Origin of the sequence: Paracoccus beibuensis, assembly GCF_026162625.1 — a bacterium.
GTDB classification, from domain to species: Bacteria; Pseudomonadota; Alphaproteobacteria; order Rhodobacterales; family Rhodobacteraceae; genus Paracoccus; species Paracoccus beibuensis.
In genome coordinates this window covers 1-11,263 of sequence record NZ_JAOTBD010000057.1, presented here as the reverse complement: position 1 = coordinate 11,263, position 11,263 = coordinate 1, and the positions used below count along the sequence as shown (strand labels likewise).

Sequence of the window (11,263 nt, the reverse complement as noted above, 5' to 3'; positions counted from 1 at the left end):
CACCGCCCATGGCGGGCAGCCGCCTGCCGTGGTTTACTTCAACACCATCGAAACCGATCAGCAGGCGCAGGCAGTAGCTTAAATCAGCCGGAAAACTGTCCAAGGATCGAGGAGTAGCTCAAACCCTGCGATTCAACGCGAGCAAATCCGTAGCTTCATCGCGCAAAATCAACGAGCTAAGTGTTGTTCAGGACGGACGAGGTACATGATATCCTGCACTTCAAGGCGAAAAGAATTACAAATTAAAGGCTACCTATCAATGAGATAGGAAATGTTCAGGCCGAACAGGTCAGGTCCTGAGTCGATCGGTGGCGATCAGCTGCACCTTCTCGATTTCTCAGATATGGAGGTCCATCCATTGGTGGCTGACCGTCCGATTGTAACGCTCGACAGGCGCTTCCGCTGAAACTTTCCCGGCTGTATATAGGTCAGGGCGATGCCGTGCTCTGCCAGCGCAGACCGTTCCACTTGACGAAGATGCTGCCGCTCAGCACATTGCAGTCGCCCCATCGCGCACGCCCTCGCACTCGGGGAAGGAAGGGCTGGATGCGCCGCTTCTGCCGCATGCTCAGCCGAAGTATGTGGTGTTTCTCTGGTTATTCAGCGTGAAACGGTCAACACGCTGGGGTGCCGGTGACTATATAGGGGCTGACCCTAGTACATGACGATGTAGAGGGTGATCACGGCAGACAAACCCTCCTCGACCTGCGCGCTGCCTCGGGCCAGCAGCCAGCCGTCGTCGCGCTGCAGCTCTGCCACGACCTGCCGTGGCGAAGACATGTCCGTGCCAGGGGGCAGGGGAAGGGGGATGCGTATCTCTCTCGGCTTGCCGTTGCTTTCTGTATCCGCCCTTGCAGCCACGTGCTGTGCTTCGGCTGGACCTTCGAGATAGGCGACCAGACGGCCTTTGGGGATGGGCTTGCCGCCCTCGAAGCCGATCTTGACGGTGATCTCGGCGGGACGCGCCGCGTCGGCCAAGGCGACCCGTGTCACCGCCGCAGAGGCGCCAGCCAGCAGTATCATCCGGCGATCTACAAGCCGCTTCATCCAGGTTTCCTTCATCCTTGGCGGAACGCGGCGCAGTGTGCGCCGCGTTCCAAGACGTCTCAGACGATGTAGAAGTCCTCGGTCGAGAGGTTCAGATCCGCAGCCAGCCGCGCGAACCTGATCGCGTCCTCTTGGCCCGAGCCATCGGCATCATAGGACAGGAAGCCGTTGTCGCGGTCATAGACGATACGGTCGTCCGCATCCTGCGCGGCGCCGGTCGAACTGCTGTGGAATGCTCCGAACGCCAGGGCGCCCAGGTCGCCGATCCCGTCGAAGATGTCCCTGGCCAGAAGGATCAGGTCTTCGGCAACGTCGAAATCCCTGATCCGGTCGATATTGCCGTCGCCGAGCGCTGTCGAGAAGCGGAAGCTGTCCGCGTCCGCGCCGCCGATCAGCACGTCCGCAGCCAGCCCGCCGTCCAGAAGGTCGCTGCCCGCCCCACCGCGCAGGGTGTCCTGACCTGCCTCGCCCGGCTGGACCGGCTCGGGCGGGAACTCGACCGAGACGTTCAGCTTGTAGGTCGAACCCTCGGGAACGGAGGGCGACCAGCCGTCGCCGGGGGCGTCGGGCGACCAACTGCCCTCGACGATGTAATAGCTGCCGGTTTCCTCGACGGTGAAGACGGTCGAGGAATCGCGGTTGCTGTTCGAGCCGGGATCGCCGCCGCCATCATCGTTCTGGGCAACGATGTTGCCGTCGCTGTCCAGAAGCCTGACCCAGCTGTCATGGACATTGGGATCGGCAATGCTGTCGATGTCGATCGTGATCAGCGTCCCTGCGGCCAGGTCGATCCTGTAGTAACCGGCTTCGCCGGTTCCCGTGGCATTGACCGTAGTGTGCAGAACGGTGGTCGAGTCGAAGATGTCCGGGTCAGCAGTCAACGAGAAGTTGTCGGAGATGTCGAAGGCGGTCTCCATCGAGTCGTTCGTCGCGTCCGTCCCCAGCGTCGCATAGCCGCTGCCCAGGCCGGGGCGTGGGACGGCCTCGCCCTGGGCGGCAAAATCGCCCAGCAGGGTGTCATCACCGCGTCCGCCCCGAAGGTCGTCGTCCCCCCCCTGGCCGGTCAGCACGTTGGCGCCGGCATTGCCTTGCAGCCGATCGCCCGACCCCGAGCCCGAGACATTCTCGATCGACACAAAGGTGTCGCCTTCGGACCCGCCAAGCCCCAGTCCGACGCGGACGCCGGTCGCGGCATAGGCATAATCCGCCGTGTCGCGCCCCGCCCCGCCCGTCAGCGTGTCGCGGCCTTCGCCGCCCGACAGGGTGTCGTCGCCCGAACCGCCGGACAGGCTGTTGGCCCCATCGTCGCCGATGATGTGGTCGTCGAACTGGGACCCGACCGCGTTCTCGAAGCCGGAAAGGATGTCGTGCCGGATGACCGTGCCGCGCCCGACGATCTGCACCGGTCCGTCGGCATCGCCGCCACGGGCGGAGCCTTCGGCCAGGTCGATCCTGACGGCGGCCGAACTGCCTGCATAGACGACCGTGTCGATTCCGGCGCCGCCGTTCATGTAATCCTGACCCGCGCCGCCTATGACCGTGTCATCGCCGCCTTCGCCATACAGGATGTCGCCGTCATTGCCGCCATCCAGCAGGTCGTTGCCGCCACGGCCGTTGAAGTAATCGCCGCCGCCCTGGCCACGAAAATGGTTCGCGGCCCCCGTGCCGATGAAGCGGTCGATCCGGTCGTCCGACCCGATCAGGTTCTCGATGCTGTAGAACGTATCGCCCGAGGCAGTGCCGCCGCTGGCGACGTTGGTTTGCAGGTTGACCAGCAGCTGGAACGGGCTTTCCTGGCTGAAATCGACCGTGTCGCTGCCCGCGCCGCCGCGGAAGACGTCGACGCCGTCCTGGCCCATCATGTGGTCGTCGCCATTGCCGCCATCCAGCGTGTCGTCGCCCGCGCCGCCGATGATGGTATCGTTGCCGTTCCCGCCATAAAGCGCGTCGTCCCCGTCGTCGCTTTCGGTCTGATCCTCCAGATCCGCGACGGGAATCGTGTTGTTGATGTCGCGGCTGGCCAGAGAGTCGCGCCCGCCGATGATCAGATCGTCGCCCCCAAGGCCGAAGATCGTGTTGCCGCCGGCGCCACCGTTCAAGGTGTTGCTGCCCTGATCTCCCAACAGGATGCCGGCAAGGGGCATGCCGCCGCCCGTGGAATCATCGGCGTCATCGCCGGGATCGACCGGGCTTCCGCCGGAATAGATGATGGTCTCGACGTTCTCGATCTGACCCAGGTCCAGGCCCTCGGCCAGCACGATGATCGTGTCGTTTCCGCCGTCCGCTTCCTCGCGCACGATGTCATCGGCGGAATCCACGAAATAAGTGTCGTCGCCGCCGTTGCCGGCCATGCGGTCGCGGCCGCCGCGTCCGTCGAGGACGTTGTTTCCGTCATTGCCGATCAGGATGTCGTCATGGCGGCTGCCGATCCCGTTTTCGACATAGTATTCGGTCGCGTCCGCGTTGTGCCCGGCAAAGATCGACACGTTGTTGCTGTGACCGTTCACGCTGGAAAACTGCCCCGCGCGCAGATCCAGGATCGTGCCCGCCGTCGAGCCGGAAAAGTCGATCGTGTCATTGCCGCCGGTGTCATGGATAACGAAGCCGATATCGCGCTGCATCCCGGTCGAGGTCAGTTCGTAGCCATAAACGGTGCTGTTGAAGCCATAGACATCATCGCCGGTGTTCAGGTCGATCGTCTGGTAGGTGCGCTGCCCGGCCGCATCGACGGTCGAGAAGAACCGGCGTATGACCGCCTCGATGTCGGCCATCAAAGGCGTTACGGCCGACCAGCGGCTTTCCTCGCCCACGTCGATCCCGTCGAAATAGGACATGACGCTGTATTGCTGGCGGTCATAGATCCAGGTCGCGTTGTTCAGATAGTTGATCTGCACACCGCCGGGGCCGCTGTAGTTGTAAAGGCCGGGGTGGTTCAGGCCGAATTCATGGCCGAATTCGTGAACGAAGGAATCGAAGACATAGCCGCCGATATCGGTCAGGTTCGGTTCGGTGTCATGGAAACGCTGGCCGATGCTGACATAGCGGTTGCTGGAAAAGGCGCTGCCATCGCTGGGTTCGCCCAGCTCGGGGCTGACCACCTGCATCCAGTCGGTGCTGCTGTCGAAAGGCGCGTCATCGACCACCTCGAACCTCAGCGGCGTGACGGAGGACCAGACCGACAGGGCGCCGATGGCCGCGTCCTTGTAGTCGGGGTGGTTGTTCAGTTCATGGACGTTGATGCGCAGCGGCTCGGCGGCGATTTCGGGCGTCAGGCTGCGATTCAGCGCGCCGAGATAGTCGAGGAAGGCCTCGTAATCGTCGCTTTTTCCGAAGGGATTGTCTGGCGTCTGGTCATTGATCCACCAGTCGTCCCCGTTCTGGATCGAAGTCGGCATGATCTTGCTCTCCCTGTTCATCAACCATTGGTGGTTATGCTGCGTGGGTCGTCAGCCTGTGGATGCCGCCACGCTTTGCATGTACTGCATGGCGGGGCCTTCATCAGGGTTGATGATGAGCCTGGCACCACAACCTGTCCACGACTGAAGTTCGGGGGAGCCGCGGCGTGGAACATCCGGTTCTTCAATGCTTTAGGATTATTAACTTAAGTGAAAGGCAAGTTTTCGCCTGTGGAGAGGGCGCAATGGGCGGACTTGTTCTCATGACGGCGACTGCGGGAACAAATCTCTTTCATGAAGCCGGCAAGCTGCCGGCGCTCAACCAGGGCGCAACAAGGCCGCCGCTGCCATTGGTAAATAACACTGACCTTGATTCCTGTTTTCAGTTCGGTCATGACCTGTTGGTCATCAACCGATGCTAGTGGAGCATGGTGCCCTAGCGGGTGTATGCCTGAACAATACGCACCGCGAATCCCCCCCGGGGACAAAAAGCGCGGTCATGGGTTCAACAGAGAGCGAAGAGGAATATTCGCATGAAACACCTGTCTCGCGGTCTTCTGGCCGTATCGGCGCTGGCGCTGACCACCGCCTTTGCCGAAGCAAAGACCTTCGTCTACTGCTCGGAAGCCTCGCCCGAGGGGTTCGATCCCTCGCCCTACACGGCGGGCACCACCTTCGACGCGTCGGGCCATCCGATCTATAACCGCCTGACCGAGTTCAAGAAGGGCACGACCGAAGTCGAGCCGGGCCTGGCTGAAAGCTGGGAAGTGTCCGAGGACGGCACGGAATACACGTTCAAGCTGCGTCAGGGCGTCAAGTTTCATTCGAACGACGGCTTCACCCCGACCCGCGACTTCAACGCCGACGATGTGATCTTCTCGTTCCAGCGTCAGGGCGATCCGGACCACCCGTGGCACCAGTATATCCCTGGCATCACCTATGAATACTACACCTCGATGGACATGCCGAACCTGGTGAAGTCCGTCGAGAAGATCGACGACTATACCGTCAAGTTCACGCTGAACCGGCCGGAAGCGCCGTTCCTGGCCAACATCGCGATGCCCTTCGCCTCGATCGTGTCGAAGGAATACGCGGATACGCTGGAAGCGGCGGGCACCAAGGAAGACCTGAACAACATGCCGATCGGCACCGGACCGTTCCGCTTCGTCGCCTATCAGAAGGACGCCGTGATCCGGTATCAGAAGAACGCCGATTACTGGGGCACCGCGCCCTTGATCGACGACCTGATTTTCGCGATCACGCCCGACTCATCGGTCCGGCTGCAAAAGCTGAAGGCCGGCGAATGCCACCTGATGCCCTATCCCTCGCCCGCCGATCTTGAATCGATTCGGGCCGACGACAGCCTGAAGCTGGACGAACAGCCGGGCCTGAACGTGGGCTATCTGGCCTATAACACCACGGTTGCGCCCTTCGACAATCCGAAGGTCCGCAAGGCGCTGAACATGGCCGTCAACAAGCAGGCCATCATCGACGCGGTGTTCCAGGGCGCCGCCGAACCGGCCAAAAACCCGATCCCGCCGACCATGTGGTCCTATAACGATGCCGTCGAGGACGACTCCTACGACCCCGAAGCAGCCAAGGCCATGCTGGAGGAAGAAGGCGTCACCAACCTGTCGATGAACATCTGGGCGATGCCGGTCCAGCGGCCCTACATGCCCAATGCCCGCCGCACCGCGGAACTGATGCAGGAAGACCTGTCCAAGGTCGGCGTCGATGCGCAGATCGTGTCCTATGAATGGGGCGAATACCTGTCCAAGTCGATGGAAGCCGGGCGCGACGGCGCGGTGATCCTGGGCTGGACCGGCGACAATGGCGACCCCGACAACTTCCTGTCGGTGCTGCTGTCCTGCGATTCCGCGCAGGAAGGCGGCGCGAACCGCGCCTTCTGGTGCAATGAGGAATTCTCGGACCTGCTGCAGCAGGCCAAGGTGACCTCTGACCAGGCGGAGCGCACGAAGCTTTACGAAGAGGCGCAGGTGATCTTCAAGGAACAGGCACCGTGGCTGACCATCGCGCATTCGACGCAATACGTGCCGATGCGGTCCGACGTGACGGGCTTCGTCATGAGCCCGCTTGGCGACTATACCTTCGAAACCGTGGATCTGGCCGAATAAGCCTGCCTCACATTGTCTGACAGACGAACGCGCGGGCCGAAAACCCGCGCGTTCCCAAAGGAACAAGGCATATGGTCCGTTTCCTGCTTTCAAAGCTGTTGTATCTGATCCCGACCTTCCTGGGGATCACCATCGTGGCCTTCGGCTTCGTGCGCATCCTGCCGGGCGACCCGGTGCTGCTGATGGCGGGCGAACGCGGCGTTTCGCCCGAACGCCATGCCGAACTCAGCGCGCAGCTGGGCTTCGACAAACCGGTCGTGATGCAGTATCTCGATTTCCTCTGGCGCCTGCTGCAAGGCGACCTTGGCAATTCGCTGGTCACCAAGAAGCCTGTCCTGGCCGAGTTTCTGGCCCTGTTCCCGGCGACGGTCGAACTGGGCATCTGCGCGATCCTGATCGCCACCCTGGTCGGGGTGCCGGTGGGCGTTCTGGCCGCAATCAAGCGGGGCAGCTGGTTCGATCAGGTCTCGATGACGTCGGCCCTGGTCGGCTTTTCGATGCCGATCTTCTGGTGGGGCCTGCTGCTGATCATCTTCTTTTCCGGCATTCTCGACTGGACCCCCGTGTCGGGGCGGATCAGCCTGATGTATTACTTTCCCCAGGTCACCGGCTTCATGCTGATCGACAGCCTTCTGTCGGGGCAGGAGGGAGCGTTCACGTCCGCCGTCAGCCACCTGATCCTGCCGTCGATCGTGCTGGCCACCATCCCGCTGGCAGTGATCGCGCGGCAGACCCGGTCCGCCATGCTCGAGGTGATGGGCGAAGACTATGTCCGCACCGCCCGCGCCAAGGGGATGCCGCGCCGTCGGGTGATCGGCGTCCACGCGCTTCGCAACGCCATGATCCCCGTCATCACGACCATCGGCCTCCAGATCGGCGTGCTGATCGCCGGCGCCATCCTGACCGAGACGATCTTCAGCTGGCCGGGCATCGGCAAGTGGATGATCGATTCCATCGCGCGACGCGACTATCCGGTCGTGCAGTCGGGCCTTCTGCTGATCGCCGGCATGGTGATGGTGGTGAACCTGCTGGTCGACCTGACCTATGGCCTTATCAACCCGAGGATCCGCGCGTCATGAGCGATACCGCAGAGCTTTCCACCGGCGCGATCCGCCGCCAGATGCTGGCCGAGTTCTGGTTCTATTTCCGCCAGAACCGGGGGGCCGTGGCCGGGCTGTTCGTCTTCGTCCTGCTGGTGCTGACGGCGATTTTCGCGCCGGTCCTGGCGCCGCACGACCCGACCACGCAATATCGCGACGCCTTCCTGCTTCCGCCGGTCTGGCAGGAGGGGGGCAGGGCCGAGTTCCTGCTGGGCACCGATGCCGTCGGACGGGACATGCTGTCGCGGCTGATCTTCGGCGCGCAGTATTCGCTGTTCATCGGTATCGTCGTGGTGGCGATTGCGCTGATCGGCGGGGTCATCATCGGCCTGATCGCGGGCTTCTTCCGCGGCTGGGTCGATGCGGTGATCATGCGGGTGATGGACGTGATCCTGGCCTTCCCGTCGCTGCTGCTGGCGCTTGTCCTGGTCGCCGTGCTGGGGCCGGGGCTGACCAACGCGATGATCGCCATCGCCATCGTCTATCAGCCGCATTTCGCCCGCCTGACCCGCGCCGCCGTGATGGGTGAAATGCAGCGCGAATACGTCACCGCCGCGCGCGTGGCCGGCGCGGGCAACCTGCGCCTGATGTTCAAGACCATCCTGCCCAACTGCCTCGGGCCGCTGATCGTGCAGGCGACGCTGTCCTTTTCCTCGGCCGTGCTGGATTCCGCAGCCCTGGGCTTCCTGGGCATGGGCGCGCAGCCGCCCTCGCCCGAATGGGGCACCATGCTGGCCGAGGCGCGCGAATTCATCCTGCGCGCCTGGTGGGTCGTCACCCTGCCGGGCCTGGCCATCCTGGTCTCGGTCTTGGCGATCAACATGATGGGCGACGGGCTGCGCGACGCTCTCGACCCCAAACTGAAGCGGAGCTGATGCCCATGTCCCTGCTGACCATCCGCAACCTGATCGTAAAGTTCGCCACCGCGACCGGCAGCTTTACCGCCGTGGACGGCATCGACGTGTCCCTGGATCGTGGCGAGGTTCTGGCCATCGTTGGCGAATCCGGGTCCGGCAAGTCGGTTTCGATGCTGGCGGTGATGGGCCTTCTGCCCGACACCGCCACCGTCACCGCCGACCAGATGACTTATGACGGCCGTAACATGCTGACCATGACCGGCGCAGAACGGCGCAAGCTGATCGGCCGCGAGATCACGATGATCTTTCAGGAACCCGTGGCCTCGCTGAACCCCTCCTTCACCGTCGGCTTCCAGATCGAAGAGGTTTTGCGCCTCAATCTCGGTCTGTCGGGCAAGGCGGCCCGCGAACGCGCGATGGACCTGTTCCGCGCCGTGGGCATCCCCGAGCCCGAGGAGAAGATGAAGGCCTATCCGCACCAGATGTCGGGCGGGCAGTGCCAGCGGGTGATGATCGCCATCGCCATCGCCTCGAACCCGCGGCTCTTGATCGCGGACGAGCCGACGACCGCGCTTGATGTGACCATCCAGAAGCAGATCCTGGATCTGCTGATGAAGCTGCAAGAGGATCACGGAATGGGCTTGATCCTGATCACCCACGACATGGGCGTGGTGGCCGAGACCGCCGACCGCGTCGTGGTCCAGTACAAGGGCCGCAAGATGGAAGAGGCCGAGGTGCTGGACCTGTTCGAAAATCCGCAAAGCCCCTACACTCGGGCGCTGCTGTCGGCCCTGCCGGAACATGCGACCGGCGACCGCCTGCCGACCGTGTCCGATTTCTTCAATGAGGAGGCTGCGCGATGACCCCTGTTGTCGAAGGACGCGCCATCGTCCGGGATTACCACGTTCCGGGCAGCATGGTCCGCCGCGCCAAGAACGTCCGCGCGGTCAAGGGCATCGATTTCAGCGTGCAGAAGGGCAAGACGCTGGCCATCGTCGGCGAATCCGGTTCGGGCAAGTCCACACTGGCCCGGATCATCGCGCTGATCGACGCCCCGACCGAAGGCGAGTTGTTGATCGAAGGGCAGGGGATCGATATCACCGCCCGCCGGCCCGGCCCGGACCTGCGCTCCAAGGTGCAGATGGTGTTCCAGAACCCCTATGGCAGCCTGAACCCGCGTCAGAAGATTGGCGACGTGCTGACCGAACCGCTGGTCATCAACACTGATGTCCCCGCCGCCGAACGCCGCGATCGGGCCAGGGCGATGTTGCAAAAGGTCGGCCTGATGCCCGAGCATTACAACCGCTATCCGCACATGTTCTCGGGCGGGCAGCGGCAGCGGATCGCCATCGCGCGGGCCTTGATGCTGAAACCGTCGCTGCTGGTCCTGGACGAGCCGGTTTCGGCGCTTGACCTGTCGGTGCAGGCGCAGGTCCTGAACCTGCTGGCCGATCTGCAGGACGAGATGGGCCTGACCTATGTCTTCGTCAGCCACGACCTGTCTGTCGTGCGCTATATTGCGGACGAGGTGATGGTGATTTCGAAGGGCGAAGCGGTCGAACAGGGCTCGCGAGAGGAGATCTTCGCCAACCCGACCCATCCCTATACCCGGCAATTGTTCGCAGCGACCCCCGTCACCGATGTCGAGGCGATCCGGGCCCGCGTCGCCCGCCGCAAGGCCGCGCGGCAGGCCGTCGCCACCTAAAGCGGCCCCACGATGCGCCGGTCAGCGCGGGCGATGACTGACCTGATCGAAGCGGAACAGCCGGGTCGTATCGAAGGTGATGGCCAGTTCGCTGTCGACTGCACGGTCACGTTGGCCGAGCAGTCGCGCGGTCAGAAGGCCTGGCATTCGATCTGCATGAGGTGCCTTGGCCGTCCCTTCACGGCGCGATATCGCTGTTGAACAACGGCGTCGGTGAGGCCGGGACCGGCAGGTATTGGAGGCTCGTTCCGCGGGCGGCACGCAGGCCCCGTGGGGCTGGATGCAGGATCGGTTCGGCTGAGCTGGCACGCCTCGCCCCGCATCCTGCACCATTACGTCGGCAACCCGACCGCGCAAAAGCGCGGCGCGTCGTGGGGGCGATGACCGGGGAGGCAAGTTCGAGGCCGCAGCCACAGGCGATACGACATGAGGCTGACCGGTGGGCCAGTGCCGCGGCTCCGGCGTTTTGTCGTCGTTGCGGCTCAAGCCGGTGTGGAGGTGCGCCCGGCTATCCAACCACAATGATGCTGCCATAGTCCGGAGGGCGACAAGCGTCCGCATGACACCAGCTCGACCGTACCGAGACTGCGCTGCGGGCGGCCGGGCCGAGATCGACCGCCTCGATATTGGTTCCTGCGGCGTCCACAAGAAAGGCGACATATTGATCCGAGTTGTAGGGACATATGCCGGCTGCGCAAGTTTGCGTTCAGGGTCGGGTTGATCAAGGTGGTGTGTGCGGTCGCCGCCGCAGTCCGGGGAACGATCTCATCCGCGCGGCGCGTCGCCAACTGGAGGCATTCGGTCGCGCTGAAGGTCAGCGTCAGATCCGTTCGGGTTCTACGCCATCACGACCTGCCGAAAGAGCGTGTTGGTGCGCCACATGGCGTGCAGGGTCACTGCCAGCACGGGATCGGCCTTTCCCGAGGAATATCGCGGCGACGCCTTCATCGCCATGCGCGGGTCGTGGAACCGCCGTCCGCCAAGCGGCTACGAAATCACGCGCGCGGACTTCCGGGATGGCCAG

The 11,263-nt window shown here is 63.3% G+C and carries 9 protein-coding genes and 1 pseudogene; 5 read left to right on the top strand and 5 right to left on the bottom strand.

Annotated elements, in window-relative coordinates; translation table 11 throughout:
- Positions 1-340 precede the first annotated feature (340 nt).
- The 4 genes and pseudogenes from OC159_RS20275 to OC159_RS18845 form a co-directional block, all read right to left on the bottom strand.
- Positions 341-447: pseudogene (locus tag OC159_RS20275) on the bottom strand (IS3 family transposase); the annotation flags it as partial.
- 207 nt (positions 448-654) lie between these two features.
- The gene (locus OC159_RS18855) at positions 655-1,047 is read right to left on the bottom strand and encodes a hypothetical protein (RefSeq protein ID WP_265502759.1); all 393 of its coding nucleotides are present in this window, start codon (positions 1,045-1,047) and stop codon (positions 655-657) included.
- A 59-nt stretch (positions 1,048-1,106) separates the two neighbouring features.
- Positions 1,107-4,463, bottom strand: coding sequence for a M10 family metallopeptidase C-terminal domain-containing protein (locus OC159_RS18850; RefSeq protein ID WP_265502757.1), 3,357 nt, complete (start codon positions 4,461-4,463; stop codon positions 1,107-1,109).
- Positions 4,464-4,648: 185 nt separating this feature from the next.
- Positions 4,649-4,837 (bottom strand): hypothetical protein, encoded by a 189-nt coding sequence (locus tag OC159_RS18845; RefSeq protein WP_265502755.1) that lies wholly within the window; start codon positions 4,835-4,837, stop codon positions 4,649-4,651.
- A 138-nt stretch (positions 4,838-4,975) separates the two neighbouring features.
- Here OC159_RS18845 and OC159_RS18840 point away from each other — a divergent pair, with 138 nt between their 5' ends.
- The 5 genes from OC159_RS18840 to OC159_RS18820 all read left to right on the top strand — a co-directional run bounded on the left by OC159_RS18840 (position 4,976) and on the right by OC159_RS18820 (position 10,239).
- The gene (locus OC159_RS18840; RefSeq protein ID WP_265502754.1) at positions 4,976-6,577 is read left to right on the top strand and encodes an ABC transporter substrate-binding protein; all 1,602 of its coding nucleotides are present in this window, start codon (positions 4,976-4,978) and stop codon (positions 6,575-6,577) included.
- A gap of 71 nt (positions 6,578-6,648) precedes the next feature.
- The gene (locus OC159_RS18835) at positions 6,649-7,656 is read left to right on the top strand and encodes an ABC transporter permease subunit (protein ID WP_265502753.1); all 1,008 of its coding nucleotides are present in this window, start codon (positions 6,649-6,651) and stop codon (positions 7,654-7,656) included.
- Positions 7,653-8,552: an ABC transporter permease subunit gene (locus OC159_RS18830; RefSeq protein ID WP_265502751.1), complete on the top strand. Its 900-nt coding sequence runs from the start codon at positions 7,653-7,655 to the stop codon at positions 8,550-8,552. The genes OC159_RS18835 and OC159_RS18830 overlap by 4 nt, the downstream gene beginning before the upstream one ends.
- A gap of 5 nt (positions 8,553-8,557) precedes the next feature.
- The gene (locus OC159_RS18825; RefSeq protein WP_265502750.1) at positions 8,558-9,397 is read left to right on the top strand and encodes an ABC transporter ATP-binding protein; all 840 of its coding nucleotides are present in this window, start codon (positions 8,558-8,560) and stop codon (positions 9,395-9,397) included.
- Positions 9,394-10,239: an ATP-binding cassette domain-containing protein gene (locus OC159_RS18820; protein WP_322626750.1), complete on the top strand. Its 846-nt coding sequence runs from the start codon at positions 9,394-9,396 to the stop codon at positions 10,237-10,239. The genes OC159_RS18825 and OC159_RS18820 overlap by 4 nt, the downstream gene beginning before the upstream one ends.
- A gap of 21 nt (positions 10,240-10,260) precedes the next feature.
- Here the strand turns inward: OC159_RS18820 and OC159_RS18815 are convergent, their stop codons facing one another.
- Complete coding sequence (locus OC159_RS18815) at positions 10,261-10,386, bottom strand: hypothetical protein (RefSeq protein ID WP_265502748.1); 126 nt, start codon at positions 10,384-10,386, stop codon at positions 10,261-10,263.
- Between the last annotated feature and the right edge of the window lie 877 nt (positions 10,387-11,263).